The sequence below is a fragment of the Maribacter sedimenticola genome (genome assembly GCF_900188415.1).
In the GTDB taxonomy this organism is placed as follows: Bacteria; Bacteroidota; Bacteroidia; order Flavobacteriales; family Flavobacteriaceae; genus Maribacter; species Maribacter sedimenticola.
The window spans coordinates 56678-74968 of sequence record NZ_FZNV01000001.1 but is presented as its reverse complement, the minus strand read 5'-3'; the positions used below and the strand labels follow the sequence as shown (position 1 = coordinate 74968).

The 18291-nt window shown below is 37.9% G+C and carries 16 protein-coding genes; 2 read left to right on the top strand and 14 right to left on the bottom strand.

Annotated elements, in window-relative coordinates:
- Nucleotides 1-36: 36 nt before the first annotated feature.
- The 13 genes from atpH to CHB68_RS00260 all read right to left on the bottom strand — a co-directional run bounded on the left by atpH (nucleotide 37) and on the right by CHB68_RS00260 (nucleotide 14149).
- On the bottom strand, nucleotides 37-576 hold the full coding sequence (gene atpH, locus CHB68_RS00320; protein WP_089258432.1) for an ATP synthase F1 subunit delta: 540 nt from the start codon (nucleotides 574-576) through the stop codon (nucleotides 37-39).
- Between the two features lie 9 nt (nucleotides 577-585).
- Nucleotides 586-1086 (bottom strand): F0F1 ATP synthase subunit B, encoded by a 501-nt coding sequence (locus tag CHB68_RS00315; protein ID WP_089258430.1) that lies wholly within the window; start codon nucleotides 1084-1086, stop codon nucleotides 586-588.
- A gap of 95 nt (nucleotides 1087-1181) precedes the next feature.
- The gene (gene atpE / locus CHB68_RS00310) at nucleotides 1182-1373 is read right to left on the bottom strand and encodes an ATP synthase F0 subunit C (protein WP_089258428.1); all 192 of its coding nucleotides are present in this window, start codon (nucleotides 1371-1373) and stop codon (nucleotides 1182-1184) included.
- A 42-nt stretch (nucleotides 1374-1415) separates the two neighbouring features.
- Nucleotides 1416-2585: a F0F1 ATP synthase subunit A gene (gene atpB / locus CHB68_RS00305; protein ID WP_089258419.1), complete on the bottom strand. Its 1170-nt coding sequence runs from the start codon at nucleotides 2583-2585 to the stop codon at nucleotides 1416-1418.
- Between the two features lie 87 nt (nucleotides 2586-2672).
- Nucleotides 2673-3062, bottom strand: coding sequence for a DUF6168 family protein (locus tag CHB68_RS18845; protein ID WP_394339884.1), 390 nt, complete (start codon nucleotides 3060-3062; stop codon nucleotides 2673-2675).
- A gap of 5 nt (nucleotides 3063-3067) precedes the next feature.
- Nucleotides 3068-3292: an AtpZ/AtpI family protein gene (locus CHB68_RS00295; RefSeq protein WP_089258414.1), complete on the bottom strand. Its 225-nt coding sequence runs from the start codon at nucleotides 3290-3292 to the stop codon at nucleotides 3068-3070.
- Nucleotides 3270-3689, bottom strand: a complete 420-nt coding sequence (locus CHB68_RS00290; protein ID WP_089258409.1) for a bactofilin family protein — start codon at nucleotides 3687-3689, stop codon at nucleotides 3270-3272. The genes CHB68_RS00295 and CHB68_RS00290 overlap by 23 nt, the downstream gene beginning before the upstream one ends.
- A 3-nt stretch (nucleotides 3690-3692) precedes the next feature.
- A complete protein-coding gene (gene porW, locus CHB68_RS00285) occupies nucleotides 3693-6248 on the bottom strand; it encodes a type IX secretion system periplasmic lipoprotein PorW/SprE (RefSeq protein WP_089258408.1) in 2556 nt (851 codons plus the stop codon).
- Between the two features lie 349 nt (nucleotides 6249-6597).
- Nucleotides 6598-7317, bottom strand: coding sequence for an ABC transporter ATP-binding protein (locus CHB68_RS00280; protein ID WP_089258407.1), 720 nt, complete (start codon nucleotides 7315-7317; stop codon nucleotides 6598-6600).
- Nucleotides 7318-7368: 51 nt separating this feature from the next.
- Nucleotides 7369-8838 carry a DUF5687 family protein gene (locus tag CHB68_RS00275; protein ID WP_089258405.1) on the bottom strand — a complete coding sequence of 490 codons (1470 nt, stop codon included), beginning with the start codon at nucleotides 8836-8838 and terminating at the stop codon, nucleotides 7369-7371.
- A 106-nt stretch (nucleotides 8839-8944) separates the two neighbouring features.
- Nucleotides 8945-12439: a T9SS type B sorting domain-containing protein gene (locus CHB68_RS00270; RefSeq protein ID WP_143815146.1), complete on the bottom strand. Its 3495-nt coding sequence runs from the start codon at nucleotides 12437-12439 to the stop codon at nucleotides 8945-8947.
- A gap of 121 nt (nucleotides 12440-12560) precedes the next feature.
- Entirely contained in the window at nucleotides 12561-13796 is a 1236-nt protein-coding gene (locus tag CHB68_RS00265) for an RNA polymerase sigma factor (RefSeq protein ID WP_089258403.1), read from the bottom strand.
- A 5-nt stretch (nucleotides 13797-13801) separates the two neighbouring features.
- Nucleotides 13802-14149 (bottom strand): YciI family protein, encoded by a 348-nt coding sequence (locus CHB68_RS00260; protein ID WP_071340838.1) that lies wholly within the window; start codon nucleotides 14147-14149, stop codon nucleotides 13802-13804.
- 241 nt (nucleotides 14150-14390) lie between these two features.
- Between CHB68_RS00260 and CHB68_RS00255 the strand changes: the two genes are divergently transcribed.
- Both CHB68_RS00255 and CHB68_RS00250 read left to right on the top strand, forming a co-directional pair.
- Nucleotides 14391-15440, top strand: coding sequence for a ferredoxin--NADP reductase (locus CHB68_RS00255; RefSeq protein ID WP_089258402.1), 1050 nt, complete (start codon nucleotides 14391-14393; stop codon nucleotides 15438-15440).
- 217 nt (nucleotides 15441-15657) lie between these two features.
- Entirely contained in the window at nucleotides 15658-17508 is a 1851-nt protein-coding gene (locus CHB68_RS00250) for an SLC13 family permease (protein WP_089258394.1), read from the top strand.
- Here the strand turns inward: CHB68_RS00250 and CHB68_RS00245 are convergent.
- A complete protein-coding gene (locus tag CHB68_RS00245) occupies nucleotides 17505-18278 on the bottom strand; it encodes a patatin-like phospholipase family protein (protein ID WP_089258392.1) in 774 nt (257 codons plus the stop codon). The two genes, CHB68_RS00250 and CHB68_RS00245, sit on opposite strands and share 4 nt — an antisense overlap.
- Nucleotides 18279-18291 lie beyond the last annotated feature (13 nt).

The window sequence follows — 18291 nt, the reverse complement described above, 5'->3', positions numbered from 1 at the left end:
AGGTCATGGATTAAGATCCTGGACCTTATATAGTTATTATAGACTATTTGAAAATTCTCTTGTAATATTACTTAGCTTATTGGAAATGCTAGCATCATACTGCAGATCACCCACCCTTAAAATGAAACCGCCAATAATGCTTTCATCAATTCTATTCTCAATGGTTACCTCGTTACCGGTAATATTGGCCACTTGTTTCAATACCTTCTTTTCCATTTCGGCACTTAAAGGAACCGCAGTTGTCACGTAAGCTACATCTTTTCCTTTCAATTGCTCGTTAAGAATGATATATTTCAATGCAACTTCATTCAACATTGCCACACGTTTGTTGTCTACCAACATACCTATGGTACCTTCCGTAATTGCATGACTACCTTTAAAAATTTCCGCTAAAGCACTTTTTTTGGACGAACCGGAAACCACTGGGCTTGCAAGTACATCTCTTAACTCCTTACTATCAGAAATGGTAGATGCAATTGATCGCATGTCTTTTTCAACGGCACTCAAGGCTTTTTTTTCCTTGGCCATATCCAATATTGCCTTTGCGTAACGTAATGCAGCTCTAGATTCGCTCATACTATTATCTTAGTTAAGTTTGATGTCGCTCAACATTGAATCTACCAATTTCAATTGTTTATCATTGCTAGACAATTGTTCCTTTAAGACTTTTTCGGCAATGGCAACGGAAAGTTGTGCCACTTGGTTTTTGATATCCGCAACTGCCGCTTTCTTTTCACTTTCAATAGCCACCTGTGCCTGCTTCAACATTTTATCACCTTCTGCCTTTGCTTGTTCCTTGGAATCAGCGATCATTTTCTCCTTGATCTCACGAGCCTCCTTCAACATAGCCTCACGCTCAGCACGTGCCTCTTGTAACATTTTCTCATTGTCAGCCTGTAAATTCTGCATATCTGCACGCGCTTTGTCTGCTGCTGCCAATGCATCATGAATACCAGATTCTCTTTCGTTCAAGGAATTTAAAATAGGCTTCCAAGCAAATTTCACCATTAAAAAGATTAATGCTAAAAATAAGATTGTCATTACAACGAATAACCCTGGTGAAAAATCGTTAATTATAGTTTCCATTACAACATTTTTTAAAATACTAAATCAATAATTAAAAGCATCCTCTGTAACCAACCGTTACAGAGGAATGTTTTTTTAAGTTCGCGTTGACTTAATTAACCTTTACCTAAGATTAATGCACCGAAAGCCAAACCTTCTAGAAGTGCCGCAACGATAATCATCGCAGTTTGAATTTTTCCTGTCGCTTCTGGCTGACGAGCAATACCTTCCATTGCCTTTCCACCGATTTGACCAAGTCCAATACCTGCTCCGATTACTACTAAACCTGCTCCAATTAAATTGTACATAGTAAATTGATTTATATATTAAATTAAATAAAACTCTCTTTTTTAAATAAAATCCGCTCTTACATCTTCCGCATCTGGAACATCGTGTCCACTAGCTTCATGTTCGTGCTCATGATCATGTTCCGCAACTGCCATACCTATAAAAAGTGCCGATAACATTGTGAAAATGTAGGCCTGTAAAAAGGCGACTAAAATTTCAATTAAAAAAATCAAAATTGACAAAATCAAGGATAATCCTGTTGCACCTGCCGTACCCAATGATTCCCTCAAAACAAACATGATTGCAATTAAACTCATAAAAACGATATGACCAGCAGTAATGTTTGCAAACAAACGCACCAATAAAGAAAACGGTTTAATTAAAAATGCTCCTGCCAACTCAATAATCGCTAAAACCGGCCTTATCAAAACAGGAACTCCTGGCATCCACAACATATGCATCCAATAATCTTTATTTCCACTAAACGTATAGATAATTAAAGTGAAAATTGCCAAGGCAGCTGTAATTGCAACTTGCCCAGTCACGTTAAATCCAAAGGGAGTCAGTCCTAAAAGGTTCAAAATCCATACAAAAAAGAATACAGTTAATAGATATCCTGTAAATTTTCTATACTTTTTCTCACCAATGTTTGGTTTAGCTATTTCATCTCTTACATAAATAACCAATGGCTCTAATATCCGCCCAAATCCAGTGGGGACTTGTTTCTTAGCATATTGTCTTGCTAAAGAAGAAAATGCAATTAACATGAACAACCCTACTAACAAAATTCCCATGACACTTTTTGTAATAGAAAAATCTAGTACTTTGTGCGCATTTGTTGCGTGATGCTCTTCATCAAAAATTACTGATTCGGCACCAGCATCAAGTTCATAAATTTTAGAATGTAATTTTACGAAATTGGCACCGTTCTTTTCTACGATAACTTTACCATCATCGTCATGATGAAATTGAGAGGACATAAAAGTAACCAACCCTTTGCTTGACCATAAAATAACAGGAAGTGGAAAACCTACATGCTTACGTTCCCCAGAATCAGTAGTGTAGGAAAATAAATGAAAGTCATGCGCATCTTTAATATGATGAGCAATATATGCATCTACCTCTGCTTTGGTGTCTACCGCTCCCTCTTGTCCTTCATCTGAAAATGCAAAACTTTGTAGTGAAAAACATACTGTAAAAACTAATACTAACGTTTTCAAAACTTTCTTCATCCTTTATTATTGAAAATTAAGCTCCTGAAATTTTGCGCAAAAATAGTTATTATTAACCTAATCTATGCAATTTTAGAGCTTTAAAATTTAAGCTTTTTTGCTTCTCATCAATTTTGAAATGAAAATCACTTCAAGCGGCAAAAATACAATAACCGGAATTAATAGGGAAGCCCTGTAAAAACGGGGCAATAGATTGTCCCCTAAAAGTTGTGGATAAAAAAGGCTGGTAAAAATTACGATCTTAAAAACTAGCAAACCCATATAAATGAACCCAAGTTGGTCAAAAAATTTTTTGAATTGAGCTAAAATTGTAAAGAGGATAAGCATCCCTAGTGAAAAAAACCCATGAAAAAGATAGGCCTTTTCTAACAGAGGCTTAAAAGACCCTTCATTTACCAATGTATAGAAATGAATAAAATAAGAAGTCGTGCCCACAAAAATGAACACGACCAGTAGTATGAGAATATTTTTTAACAATTGACCTATTTATTTAGGGCCATTACTTTTTTAATGACCAAATATATGGACAAAAATACGGCAAGTAATGTAATGGTATCCTCTAAATATGTTTTTTTGAACTTGACATCTAACCACTCTCCCAACAGGTTGCCTAAATAAATGGTAGCCCCCATTTGTATGGCAATACCTGATAAACTTGCTGCCGTTCTTAACAATCCGGATTTATCATGAGGCTTTTGCGGCTTCATGACTGCTATTTTTAAAGTTAGATGATCCTTGGCCTTTTTTTCCGCCCATAGTACATGAAGCATTAAACGTTGCTCCTGGTTCTACAGCCAATTTATTTACGGAAACGGTGCCTTCAATTACCGCAGATGCTTTTAAGGAAAGTAAATCAGAAACCATAAGTTCGCCGTTAAAACTGCCTTCAATATCTGCATTGACACATTCCACTTTACCGTGAATATAGCCATCCTTACCAATAACGACTTTTCCGGATGTTTTAACATTACCGTCCAATTTACCATCAATTCTAAAGTCTGCCTCTGAAATGATATCTCCTTTTATCTTAGTGTTTTTCTCAATTCTATTAGGTTGCCCACCTATCTCATTCATACTCTTAGGTTTTTGTCTGTCTGAAAACATTGTTCACGGTTTTGGGGTTAAAAGCGTATTTCTATAATCAACTATATTCTTATGTACTTGTATGATTTTATAGTTCTCTGATAAAACTACAAAATTCTCATCAGCAACGCGGTAATCCTTATTGTTTTTTAAAAGCTCCGCATACCCTAGGGCAAAATCCTTTGACTTAAACCCGTGTACTACTACGAACTGGTCTTCTAGGTTATATATATCCTTTGATACGGTATTTTTGTATCTAAGATCCTTGATGGATTTCTCTAGTAGCTCCATTAATTTTAAAGCCTTTTCGTTATTGCTTCTCTTGAACGGAAAAACCACTTTCCAGTTAGAAGTACCTTTAGAGTCCGTTTCTGGGGAAAATTCCTTAGGTTCTAATTTAGGTAATTGTTCTGCCACCATTTGTTCTGCCTTTTTGCCCTCCGGATTATTGGGGTAGGTCAAGGCCACGTAGTTCAAGGCTTCCTTAAAATACTCGAACCCCTGCAACCTGCCAACGGCATTAGCCTTAAGCATTTCAAATTTGGGAACAATAGGATCTCCGGTAAATCTGTTGATATTTTCCTCAGCACCTGTAATGACCTCTAAAAATCGCTGTTCGTTAAATTTCTTGAACAATGTTTCATATCGTTTTTCAGGACTGTCGGAGTTATCTGTAAGGATTGCCTGTGGATTCAATAAAATTTCGGCATATCTAGAATCCCTATGGTTTGCAATGATATCCGCTTTCATTTTTTCCTTTAACGGACTATTGACTTCTTCGTATATCTTATACAAATTGTACTTGGACGGTAGTATAAGACGTTCCTCTGCATTGGAGGCTAAAACATCTTCCAGCTTGCCGGCTGCCAAAAGATTTTCATTGAATTTTTCTTTATATATCAAGCCTAATTGATAATTTGCAAAATTGCGTTCTGCCTTTAAACTATCTATTACGACAACATCTGTAGGTAAACGGTCCATATAATAGTCCAAGGAGAATTTTTCATCTTCACTAACCACACTAGTACTATCAGTGGCACCTATAGTAGTCTGCTGAACCACATTTTCCCTAGTACTTATAGTTTTATCTGACCAACGCCAATCATCGGATAACTCCCTATTGCCCCAACGGTTCTTAAAATCATTCTGGCCATACCCTAAACTGGTAATATTATAAAAGTAAAATTTTCCCTTGTTTTCCTTTCCGCCCTTACTTTTGTTAAAAGCGGCAAAACCTTCTGTTATCCTGTCCTTCTCTTTTTTCTGGGCTGCTTCTTCTGCTTTTTGTAACCCCTCTATATGCTTGCCAAAATAGGCCAACTGCTCTTCTTTGGACATATTATACAATGTTAGAACACTGTCCGAATATTGAACAATATCCTCATACTTGATGACATCTTCCAAATTGTCCAGCTTTCTTTTTATGGAACGATATTTTTTGGTGTTTTCCGCCAAATTTGTGAGCATACTGTCATAATATGCACCCGCAGCTTTGTAACTGCTTCTGTCAAAATTGTATTCCGCAAGGTTTTCATAGTTCAGCGCATTGAGCTTAGGTTTGTTTTGCGAAGCCCTGAGCGACTTATTGAAATAAGAAATTGCCAAACTATCTGAAGCTTCGGCCAAGTGAAATTCAGCAATCTGCCTATATATTTTGTCTAAAAAAGGCCTATTCTCCCTGTTTTCTTCCATATAGGTCAGGAATTCCAACACTTCCTCCCTATTCTCTGGAGTTATCTGAGTATTTTTTAATTTTTCTATCTCGGCATTGATCATATATACCCTGGGAGACTTCCTGTTCAGTTCAATGACCTTGTCAAAAGCATAGTTGGCGCTATCCTTATATCCCAGCTGATTATATAATTGCCCAATAATATAAAAGTATCTACCCTTTTCCGGATTCTTTTTAGTGTAATGTGATGCAATCTTAAGATTTTGCACTGCGGTATCCGGCGCATTTAGATTAATATATGCCTGGGCCATCATTGCACGGGCATCTGCATATTCCTGATCCTTTAATTGCTCATATTTCATTAACCGTTTAAGGTTTTTAATGGCAAGGTCATCGTTTTCCAAACGTATATTGACTTTTTCTCTCCAGATACTGGCCTCGTTCAGTTTGTCACTTTCAGTGTATTTGTTAAGAATGTAATTAAAGGATTCTAGAGCAGGTATGTAACGTTCGTCAAAATAACGTGCCTTTCCCAATAAAAGAAAAGCCTCATCCGTTTGTGGATTTCTTTCCTCGTCCTTAATATCCATACTATGCCGCTGTATGGCTTTTGTGGCTTTTTCTTCTGCCTTTATAAAATTAGGATTATTATCTTCTGAGTCCAATTTAACCTCTCCACTTACCTCTAGGCGTTCAATGGGGAGCAATTCATAATAATCATCTTGGTATGAATCGTTTAGGGTATTACGCCCTTCCTCAAAGGCGATATTACCATTGTACAGCGTGTTGTATTTGGTATTTAAGGCATGCCAATTACGATTGATAAAGGCATCCTTTTTTGTGGAACATGCAGTAAAGAGCACAATTCCCAAAACACCGGATAAAATAAGTTTTTTTCTAAGGTTCAAAATACTAGGTATACGTATGTATGTTTAACTTAAAAACCGTCATATTATTATACAGTTCATCGGTAAAACACATATTTGTCCCAGACCGATCTTAATGATTCAACTATTTTACAATAGAATTTATAGACTGGCGGGTTTGTAAATGGCCCTAAAAGTAAGAATTGAGTTTAAAATCAACGTTTTAACGATCTATTCAAACAAATACCCGATCGTAAATTATTTTTAAGGAGGGCACAAAATCACTAAACAGACCAATTAGTCTTTTAGTATTGGGTACAAATGCTGTTGACAGTAAAAAGAAGCTTTAATAGGTAAAAAGATAATGTCCCTAAAAAAGTATGGTTTCAGTTTATACAATGGCTGTTTTTGCACTCTCCGCTCCAAAAAAGACTTCAAGCTCTTTTAAGGTTTCCGCAGAAGTAACAATATCCTTTACCACTTCTCCTTTATTCAAAACCACTATACGCTCACATACTTCGGTTACATGAATAAGATCATGACTAGATACCAATACGGTTACGTCTTTTTGGGCCGCCAATTCTTTAATAATCTGCTTTAATCGTATTTGGGTGGTTGGGTCCAAATTTGCAAAGGGTTCGTCCAAAATGACCACCTTGGGGTTTCCAATAAAAGAGGCAACGATACCCGCTTTTTTCTGATTTCCTTTAGACAGGTCCCTTAAGTATTTTTTCTGGCCTAAAATCTCACCATGAAAAAAATCCTGATATTGTTCCAACAACGTATCCACATCTGCCTTATTCTGCCCTCTGAGGTCCCCAATAAAATAGAAATATTCCTCTGGTGTTAGATACCCTATCAAAAAAGTTTCATCTATAAAGGAAGATGTAAAGGGTTTCCATGCTTCACTAGCATTCACCTGGACTTCATTATTAATTATATGCCCCGTTGTAGGTTGTATTAAATCAAGCAACAAACTAAAAAGGGTTGTTTTACCTGCGCCGTTATTGCCCACCAAACCAAAACTTTGACCAGAAGGAATCTGCAACGATTCAATGTTCAATACTTGCTGTGTTCCGTATTTTTTGGATAAGTTTTCTATTGTTATCATAAGCTTATATTCTATTTTTTATTTGTTTAATCTGCACGATTTTAAAAACTGCTAACTGGCCTTTTCCTTAAAACCGGCAATCATTCCATATTTCTTTTTCTTGTACTGTTCCGTAATAATATTCAACAGATAATTTTTCATTGAAAATCCAATAATACCCAATACAGATAATACAATTACCGCAACTTGCAAATTAAAAATGTAATAAAAGATGGAAAAGATAATGATGGGAGCTACCAATACCGGGAGCATAATTAGAAATTGCGTGGCGCTGGTTCCTTGCATGTTTCCGAACGGACTTTGATCTAATTCTATTCTTTTCTTATTAAAGGAGCCAAAGTATAAAATGACCGGTATATTAACTCCTAAATTGTATAGTGCACAACCAAAATTAATGGCTAAGGCATCCCATCCAAAATATACATAAGGAATAGTCAAAAAGAACATGGCTACCACACTAACCGTTATAAGGGAAGCTTTTGAATCCAAATATTTTCGCATAGGTATGTTCTGCGACATCATCATACTATAATAACTGCTGTCCCAAGCTGGAATAAACTGTCCAAAATTGCTTAGGAAAATACCTGTCATAAATATGCCAACAAAAGCTTTCATAGGCATCATACTACTATAAATGTCCTGGGTGTAGAATACGAGGCCATAGAATACAAAAAGTATGGAAATAAAAACTTGAGATTTGGTACGTTTATTTCGCCAAATCATTTTAAGATCTAATTGGAGAAAGGACCCCATTTCGCCAAATCTTCTAGTCCAGGACATATCTGATGTATTTGCCTGAACGGATTTTGGTTTTAAGGTTGCATCCAAATAAATCTTGTTACGTAAATATCCATAATTGATATAGTACACCAATACGGCCAAGGCAATGGGCACAAATACTGTAATGGGATAAGCATAAAGGGCATGAAAAATAGGGGCAAAAAATGTTTTTACTGAAAATATCCCAAAATAATCCAACCCATAGCCAAGGGCAAGTACACTACCTATACCAATGAGTACTTTTTCGTTTTTATTGACTAATAAATTGACATAATTAATGCAAAATACAATGGCCATAACGCCAATTGTCCATAATACAACATTAAGCACAGGGTAGTTGTTGAACAATAGCACAATCGCAAAAGGTACAATAAAGAACAAAGTCAATAAATTATAGATAGATGCCGCAGACCTTCCCAAGATATAATGTGCTATGGTACTTTTCTTTACTGGAGTGGTTAAAAAAGGCTTTATATCCATCACCGGAAGTTTTTGCATAAAATACCGCAAGAACAATTCAATCAATATCCAATACACAAAATATTGGCTAATGCTCCACATTGGGCTTTGATCGGGAAATACTTTCTTTAAAATGAAATACATACCCGTACCCATACCGGCAAGGGACAAAAGCATATAGACTCCAAAAAAACCCATTAAGATTTTAATGCCAAGACTTTTGCCAAGGTTGGATGACCTAAAAAAAGATTTCCATTGTAAGGAAGAAAAGCGTTTGAACATTGAGTTGGTTTTTAGCGTACATGCTATAAGTAATAAAAGACTTTGAATTGTTACAAGACATATCAAGTTTATATTTCTAAACTACTTAAAATCAACCTTAACCTAGTTATCTTTTCAAAGCAAAATGACCTGTAATTCTTTGATTATCTGAATAGACATATTTAAACCAATAATCCGATGCGGGCAACGGATTTCCATTATAGCTTCCATCCCACCCTTTTGAATTGGGGGATACTTGTACTATGAATTTACCGTAGCGGTCATAAATGAACAGCTGAGACGCCGGGTAAAGCTCCGCACCAATGATGTTCCAATGTTCATTCTTTCCATCTCCATTTGGGGTAAAAAAACGTTGATAGCCAATAGCGATTATTTCTTCCGATATAACCCTGCACTCCAATAAATCTCTAACAAACACTGTATGCTTTCCAGGGAAGACCACAAATTTATTACTGGCTTGATAGTTTTCACCATCTACCGAATATTCAAAAGGCCCTGTACCTGTTGCGGTAACTGTAATATCTATCTGATCTGAAAACCCGTTGACCTCAACTTCCATGGTTTCCGGTGCCCCAGATGATAACACCTCAAATGAACGGGAGTTTTCACAACGTACCCCATTTGTAGTTTTTCTTACGATTAATTGATATGTACCCAAAACAGAAACATTAAAATTTCTGTTAGTACTTAGTTCTACACCTTCGGAACTTTGCCATGACCAGGTCTCAAAATCACCTCCATCTAAAATCAAATCTGGACTATCGGGGCAGATGACATAGCGTTCCTCAATGTTCATTTGTGGCAATGGGTTCACGATTAGGTTGTAACTGGACACGTCAAAACAACTTTCCAAATCGGTATGTTGGATTCTTGCCCAAAGGATTTCGTTTAGATTGGTATTTTGGTAATTGGCCGTGGAAAGAGGAGCAATGTTGTTCAATGCATCGTTCTCGGAACCATGGTAGCTGACATCATAGTACAATGGGTCCTGACCGTTCAACACTTCAGCATCCTTTTCGGAAAGGTCAAAATAGTAGCGTCCCGTTTCATCCGTATCACAAATAATAATGTCCGATGCCGTATAAGCCCTTGGAGTATCGAACACCTGTAATTGAAAGGATGATACCGAATAGCATTGGGCATTGTTCGAATTTTCCAATCGGAAATAAATGGTCTGGGGATTGCTTATATTTTGGTAATTCCCTGTAATCCCATTTTGTGCCGTTTCTGCATCCGTTTGTGAGACGTAAAAAGAAATATTTGTTCCTGTACTTCCGCTTAGAATTTCGGTTTCCTTTTTGGAAAAGTCGAAAAAATAAATACCGTCATTATTATCATCGCATACCTGCCAATCGGCGACTTGAGGTACTACGGGCGTATCGTAAATATTCAGATTAAAAAATGTAGAAGCGTAACAGGACGTATCCAAAGCATTTTCGACCCTGACATATATTGTATTTTGGTAAGTGGTGCTCAAATAGGAACCAGCGCTCAGGGGATTCACTCCGCTATCCGCATCAGTTTGAGTTTCGTGATAGGTGAGGTTTAAACTATTCGGGTTTTGGGTTCCAATAATTTCGGTCTCTGTTTGTGTCAGGTCAAAAATCGCTTGCCCATCATTGTTATCATCACAAAAGGATAGGTCGGTAGGTTGGTTGGCCGTTACTCCGGGAATCACTTCAATGACAAAACTACCCGTTCGGAAACAGTCGGTATACGTGCTATTCTGAAATCTAACATAAATGGTTTCCGTAGCAGCGGTATTGGTATAGTTTGTTGGCAGGGGATTTGTCCCCGCGTCGGCATCTGCTTGGGAGGCGAAATACAGTATTTCAAACTTGGTTTCGTCCTGACCGTTAAAAATCTCCGTGGTCTTTTGGGAAAGGTCAAAAGTGAAAAGTCCGTCCGTATCATCATTGCAGACCGTCCAATCAGTAATAGTATCCACTAACGGGGCTTCCCGGGCGATGATATTGAATTGGGTGGTGTCATAGCATTGTATGTTACTTCTATTTGATACTCGGACAAAAACAGGGGTTGTTCCATATTCAAAGGAATGAATGGTTTCCAAGGCATTGACATTGCCATCCGCATCGGCCTGGGACAAAAAATAGGCGACACTAAAATCGTTAGGGTCCTGAGCGCCCAAAACAGTCGTATCTAAAGAGGGCATATCCAAATTGTAACTTCCGTAGGAGGTGCATCCTATCAAATCTGCAGGCGTATTGGCCACCGGGGTTTCATAAATGGTAATATCCTTTGTCTCCGTTTTTGTATCGGTGGCCGTATTCGCCGTAACGTTTACGGTAAAGGTTCCAGAAGCTGCATAGACATGTACCGGTTCTTCATCCGTGGAGGTGTTTCCGTCCCCAAAGTCCCAGGTTATCGAAGTAATGGGGCCTGAGGTCTCTACGGAAAATTCGGTTCCCTGACCCAAACAAAAATTTTGTGCCTCAATGCCCACATAAAAGAAACTGGTGATGAATGGTGGTAATCCCAACATACTGGTTGTACCGGCACCCAAATACACCCCTTCTTCCACCATATTACAGCCAACGCCCAAAACCTCCGGATCGTTGACGACCATCAAAAAAGGCCTTCCCAACCGAGCCACATAGATTTTTCCGTCTATTCCCATTTGTATGGCCCCGGGAAAATCCGTATAATAATAGTCAGGGCCCAAATAATCTTGGGTCAACGTGGTGCGGGAAGCCATAATGGTATTGCGGTCATAACTGCTTACGTCATACTGGTAGACCCCACTGCGCGTACTAACGTACAATAAGTTGCCACTGGCAGAAAATTCAACCCCATAGGCATGGGCACGGTCATTTGTATCATCAAAGGTACCTTCCAAACTTAAAGGGTCATACACCGACCCAGTTGCAGTATCGAACCTATATAGTTCCAACTTACCATCCTGGGCATAGGCAGATGCCAACATACTCCCATCTTGGCTGGCCTTTAACTGGCCCACAAAGGCATAGTAGGGGCTTCCCAAAACTGGCATATTGGACACTACGGGAACCGTATTGATACCCGTATCATCTATTAAATAGGCCAAGAATTGGTTGGTATCGTCCGCCCGGGTAATGACCCAGATACTTTGCCCATTGGCATGTTCCACGGCCGTAATACGTTCGCTAATTGGGGTCCATAACAGCACATTTTTTTCTGAAGTTACATCGCCCAAGCCGCCATTGAGGGACATATCCACCACATTATAGGTGAGGCCATCAGCTCCATATTCATTATCAATGACAAAAACGTAGAACAAATTGGGGTCACCGGGATGGGGTACGATCATGCCGGACTGTGAGGAAGAAGGATCACCCAACAATCCCGTACCATTGGGCATAGTATTATGGTTACGGTCCCAAATGGAAATACCATCTGTATAGAACAAGAGATTGCCCACATTATCCGAAATGGTGGCACACCCTTCACGTGTATAAATCTGACCATCCACCAAGGGTACCGGAGTACCGGACCTAAAATCCAGACCGGCATTCCTACCAAAATACCAGATAGCGGCTTCTTGTTGGGCTTGAAGGGAATAACTACTAATTAACATGATTAGGATTGAGAGAAACTTTTTCAAGTATAGTCGTTTTGTCGGTCTAGCGCTAATTTAACTATTACAACACATAACGTAAGTAAAATACTTCATAGTGTTGAAAACCTCGATAAGCTGTTTTATATTTAGTTTGTTTACCTCCCTATCATATTAATCCCTCTTTCTTCCCCATCAAAAAATCTCTCTCTAACCTATTCGTAGTCCCAGCCAATGCTTTGTCCAAAAAAGAGATTGCCAAATCTTTCTCTCCTATTTTCATATAATATTCCGCATAACAGCCGTAATATAAATAGGTCCTTTGACCAAGTTCTGCAACATCAATGCGCTTTAACAATTGATGTGTTTTTTCAAAATCAGATAACTGAAGGCATACTGTTGCATGATTTAACAACGTAAACATATTTGGTTTAAACATATACAATTGTTCATACCAATAAGAGATGTTTTTCCAATTGGTATCTTTAAATGTTTTGGCATTTAAATGCTCAGAAGCTATCGCAGCTTCAAAATGATACACAGAAGTATTTTCATATTCCGTAGCTTTAAGCATGGCACTATTTCCCATCTTTATCAATGGAAAATACCATTTGGTACGGTCTTGGTGTTGCAAATTAACTATTTGATTGTCAGAGGAAACTTTGCTTTCCAGTCGTGACATATGAAAACAAAGCAATGCAAAAAGTGCGTACAAACTGCCACTTCTAAATTGTTCCTTTTTTAAAAGTAATTGACAAAGGCGAATAGCTTCGCCACATAAATCTTCTTTAATTAATTTTTCCTTGTTTGTAGAATGGAAGCCTTCATTGAACGTTAAGTAAATGACTTCCATAACCCGTGCCATTCGTTCTTGAACAGTTTCAGGGCTTGGGTATTGAAACTGAATATTCTTATCGCTGATCGTTTTTCTTGCCCGGAGCAATCGCTTAGCAATAGTTTCCTCTTTGGTCAACAAGGCAGCGGCAATTTCTTTGATACTAAAGCCGGAAATGGTTTTAAGTGCAAAGGCTATTTGTTCGCTAGGGTGTAAACTTGGGTGACAGGCAACAAAAATCATTCGCAACTGGCTATCTGCAACCTCATGATCTAAAAACAGTTCGTCTATTTGTAAAGATGATGCTCCAGTTGTAATGCTAAGGTTTCTATTCTTTTCTGCTTGTATACTACGAAGAATATCAATGGTTCTGTTTTTGGCGACACGGTTCAACCACCCCTCTGGATTATCTGGTATTTTAGTCCGCCATTGCGAAGCTGCTTTTATAAAGGTATCCTGTACCGCATCTTCAATGGTTTCTATATATGACAATCCGAAAAAACGGGTTAAAATAGCGACCATCTTCCCATAATGATGTCTAAAAAGATGGTCTACTACTTTATGTTCCATTTAATTTACTGCTCAAAAACCATTACTTCCCTAATCTCAACAGTACCGTCTAAATCATAATCTGGATAATCTTTGGCGATTTCAACTACAGCTTCGGCATTCTCTGCCTGTACAATATAGTAACCGCCGATCAATTCTTTACCTTCGATTAAAGGGGCATCGGTAACGGTACGGTTTGGTCCAGATACTCTTTTTACTTGGGGCATTAATGCATCGCCAGATTTAACAATACCTTGTTTTTGCATTTTTTCGTTCCAAGCAAACCATTTCCCCATACGTTCCTGTAATTGTTCTGGTGATAGACCTAATTCTTGGTAATCTGCACCAATGAAAATCATCATAAAATCTTTCATAATTTAACTGTTTTAGTTGTTCATAGAACTTGCTCTAAGTTCTCATGTTTACCCCATGACGTTACCGAAATCAAATTAGGGACAATTTTTATAGGTTTTTTTCAAAAAAAGATAAGTTAAGAATTATTTAATATGATAAAAACCCTTCAAATACCATTGATGGTTAGACTTTTTTGACAAATGTCATATGATATCGCAAAAGCATGCTTAATTTTGTAGATCGATTTAAAGAAATGAACATATGTCGCAATTTCACCCATTAACGGTAAAACATATTAAAAAATTAACGCCAACATCTGTTGCCGTTACATTTTCAATTCCTAAAGAATTGGCACAGACTTTCACCTTTACGGCGGGTCAGTATATCACCATAAAAAAAGAAATAAAGGGCAAAGAACTTAGAAGAGCATACTCCATTAGTTCATCTCCTGAAAAAGATGGCATCACAATTGGGATCAAAAAAGTGGACAATGGCGGATTCTCTAATTACGCCAATTCACAATTAAAGGTAGGCGATACTTTAGAGGTTATGGAACCAGAAGGTCGTTTTGTTTTTAAAAGAACAAAAGAGGTACAGAACATTGCCGCATTTGCAGCAGGTAGTGGTATTACCCCTATTATGAGCATTGTAAAGTCCGTTTTAGATAGTAACCCAAAGAATACATTTGTTTTGGTGTACGGTAACAAATCGTACGAGGAGACTATGTTCTATACAGATTTGGTGAAATTGGAATTAGAATATGCCAATCGGTTTTTTGTATACTTTACCAATAGCCAAACCAGAGAAGACAAGGCTTTATTCGGTAGAATAGATACCTCAACAGTAAATTATGCATTATTGAACAAGCATAAGGACGTTGATTTTGATGGATACTATTTATGTGGACCAGAGGAGATGATCCGTTTGGTACAGGATACTTTAATAGAGAATGAAGTTGACAAGGATAAAATCCATTTTGAACTTTTTACACCTACTGAAATAAAAGAGGAACTACCTATACAGGCCGATGGTCAAACAGCAATTACGGTCCTTGTTGATGATGAGGAATTTCAGTTTACGATGGACAAGAAAACCTTAATTCTTGATGCCGTTCTTAAAGAAAACATTGATGCACCATATTCTTGCCAAGGTGGGGTATGCAGCAGTTGTATAGCCAAAGTAACAGAAGGCCATGCAGAAATGGTCATGAACCAGATTCTAACGGACAAGGAAATAGCGGACGGATTTATTTTAACTTGCCAGGCACACGCCACTACACCTACCATAAAGGTAGATTATGATGATGTATAGATAAGCGTAATACAAACTTTATTGTAACGCCTTTGTAAGCGTACTGAAGCAATCTGTTGATTAGATATTCCTATCCATCAAATTGTTTAGCACCATGCAAAGGCGTTTTTTGTTTTTTATTTAATCTTTCCTTATCAAATCCAAAATTTAAATGGATTGAGTTATCCTTATTGAGCAGTTGAAATACCTTTGATAGAATTTTCAATAATTTAAAGGTATGACCATAGAGATCATTGGTGTTTTTATCATCATTGCGGCAGTTATTTTTCTGTTTGCGTTTGAGATATTTCCAATGGATAAGATTTCCTTTTGCATCATAGCCGCACTTTTACTGACAGGTTTGGTGTCTCCAGAAGAAGCTGTAAGCGGTTTTTCAAACAAAGCGGTCATCACCATACTATGTTTGATGATTTTAGCGATCGGACTAGAAGAGAACGGTGCAATTTCATATTTGGCCAAAGGACTAAAAATTTTGAAAAACTGGCCCATTGTTTTGGCCATGCTTGCCATTATGCTCATTGCAGGAAGCATTTCCGCTTTTGTAAGTTCTACAGCGGTAGTCATTGTATTCATTAAGATCGTAGCGGAATTACGGGAAAAATACCAACTCCCCCCGGGCAAATTATTGTTGCCTATTTCCTTTGCCAGTATATTGGGCGGTAGTTGCACCTTAATGGGTACCTCTACCAATTTATTGGTCAACAATATTGCAGCAAGGTACACCGGGGAAAAACTTGGGTTCTTTGAATTTTCGTTAATGGGCGTCATCTTTTTAGGCATCTCCATGGGTATCATTGCAGTATTCTATCGCTTTTTGCCAAAGGACACAGGTGAACTATCCGATAACTATGACCTTAATCGCTATTTATTGACCCTTACGGTTGAAGCAGATTCCCCTCTGGTAGGAAAGCCAATTGGCGAAAGTTTTATGTTCAAGGAAACGGATATTACCGTTTTACGACTCACCAGAAATGGCTATGACCAGAATTTATTGAATCATGAACTATTAATTCAACCTAAAGATATTATCCTTTTGCATTGCAGTCTGGAAAATCTTCAAAAAATGCGTGGCGAAGGTTATTTTGAGATTGATGTTGAGAAAAATGACAGGTTCCAATCTACGAAAAACACCCAGATCAAGAAGGTTAGTGATTCTGACAAAAAGAGCGAAGAAGTTAAGCAGTCTAAGGATGAAAACTTATTGTTGGAATTATTGCTGTTACCGGGATCTAAATTTTTAGGTAGAAATTTAACCGAGCTTAAAACCATGTTGATTCCAAGGGCAATACCACTAGCGGTCAACAAAAGAAAGAAATTAAGAATATTAAAAAACCGACTTCACCAGAGCAATCACGAATTTACCCAACTTCATGTGGGCGACCGGTTATTGATACAAACAAAACCGGAATATGTTTCAAATTTTGAGAACAGTAACAATTTGGCGGTACTTAACCAATTTGAAGGCCGTACACCTGCCACACCTTTTAAAAGAAACCTATCTATTATAATTCTTGTCGCCACAATTGCAATGGCCGCAACGGGTGTATTTGAGGTGATGACCAGTGTTATTACCGGAACATTGGCCATGCTATTGTTTAAATGTGTTGAATTAAACCGTATATATGAAAAGATAAATTGGCAGATCATTTTTTTATTGGCAGGTATGATTCCATTAGGAATTGCAATGAGCAATGCCAAAGCAGACACTTGGATCACAGAGGAGCTATTATCCTTAATGGCAGGTCAACAACCACCATTTATTATTGGGTTATTGTTTTTGACCACCATGCTGTTTAGTAGTGTCGTTTCCAATAATGCTACGGCAATTATAATGGCACCGATAGGTATTTCATTGGCCAGTGGTTTAAGTTTGGACCCAAAACCTTTCATTTTATGCGTTATGTTCGCGTCCAACTTTAGTTTTTTCACCCCATTAGGCTATCAAACCAACGCATTGATCTATAGTATGGGAATATATAAGTTCAAACATTTTTTGGTAATTGGTGGAGTAATTTCCTTAGTCCTGTGGGGTGTAGGTACCTTATTATTGAGTGCCATGCTCAACTAGTTGGGTAAAATTGCGCTTAATTTACGGACGGCGGTCTCATACCCAATGGCATAGGCCTTTTCAATACCTCTACGGTCCAAAATACCTATATGTTCCAGTTCCTGTGGTTCAATGATCAAGTCGCAATTATTTATTTTTTCCCTATTTATGGCATAAATCATAAGGCCAGTGACCCTTCCGGTCAATTGAAATGAATTGTTCAAATGCTTTTTCTCCAATTTGGCAACCAATGACACGTTACTGCCAATGACATAATCTACACGTTTTACCACCGGTTCCGCCGGAAAGTTATTCATAATACCACCATCTGCATGTAGTGCGCCATTATATTCAATGGGACTAAAAACGGGCGGTAAAGCTGCAGACGCCAAGAGCGCACGAATTAATGCCCCTTCATTGATAAACACTTCTTCACCTTGCTCCAAATTAGTGGCCACAACAAAAAGTTCTCTTTTAAGGGCCTCGAAACTATCTTCAGGAAAATAATGCAGAAACGCATCTATAAACCGTTCGGTATTTAAAAGACCGGGTTTGGCAACAGCAAAATAATTATATTTAAAAAGTGGTGTGTCCTTAAAAAAACAAAGCATATCTACCACGGATTTGTCTGCTGCGTACAAGGCACCTACCAATGCCCCTACACTACTTCCGGCTACGACCTTTGCTTCCAGGCCAAATTCCTGCATGGCCTTGATAACACCTATATGTGCCATACCGCGCACACCACCACCTGAAAGTACCAATCCTATGGATTTTGAACGTATTTGCATCTATCTAGAATTA

Bases quoted from the DNA above. Each gene is read 5' to 3' on its own strand.
- atpE (WP_089258428.1), bottom strand. From the start codon at position 1,373: ATGTACAATTTAATTGGAGCAGGTTTAGTAGTAATCGGAGCAGGTATT.
- CHB68_RS00290 (WP_089258409.1), bottom strand. From the start codon at position 3,689: ATGTTTTCAGACAGACAAAAACCTAAGAGTATGAATGAGATAGGTGGG.
- atpH (WP_089258432.1), bottom strand. From the start codon at position 576: ATGAGCGAATCTAGAGCTGCATTACGTTACGCAAAGGCAATATTGGAT.
- CHB68_RS00275 (WP_089258405.1), bottom strand. From the start codon at position 8,838: ATGTTCAAACGCTTTTCTTCCTTACAATGGAAATCTTTTTTTAGGTCA.
- atpB (WP_089258419.1), bottom strand. From the start codon at position 2,585: ATGAAGAAAGTTTTGAAAACGTTAGTATTAGTTTTTACAGTATGTTTT.
- CHB68_RS00315 (WP_089258430.1), bottom strand. From the start codon at position 1,086: ATGGAAACTATAATTAACGATTTTTCACCAGGGTTATTCGTTGTAATG.
- CHB68_RS00295 (WP_089258414.1), bottom strand. From the start codon at position 3,292: ATGAAGCCGCAAAAGCCTCATGATAAATCCGGATTGTTAAGAACGGCA.
- CHB68_RS00265 (WP_089258403.1), bottom strand. From the start codon at position 13,796: ATGGAACATAAAGTAGTAGACCATCTTTTTAGACATCATTATGGGAAG.
- CHB68_RS00245 (WP_089258392.1), bottom strand. From the start codon at position 18,278: ATGCAAATACGTTCAAAATCCATAGGATTGGTACTTTCAGGTGGTGGT.
- CHB68_RS00255 (WP_089258402.1), top strand. From the start codon at position 14,391: ATGTCGCAATTTCACCCATTAACGGTAAAACATATTAAAAAATTAACG.
- CHB68_RS00260 (WP_071340838.1), bottom strand. From the start codon at position 14,149: ATGAAAGATTTTATGATGATTTTCATTGGTGCAGATTACCAAGAATTA.
- CHB68_RS00280 (WP_089258407.1), bottom strand. From the start codon at position 7,317: ATGATAACAATAGAAAACTTATCCAAAAAATACGGAACACAGCAAGTA.
- CHB68_RS00250 (WP_089258394.1), top strand. From the start codon at position 15,658: ATGACCATAGAGATCATTGGTGTTTTTATCATCATTGCGGCAGTTATT.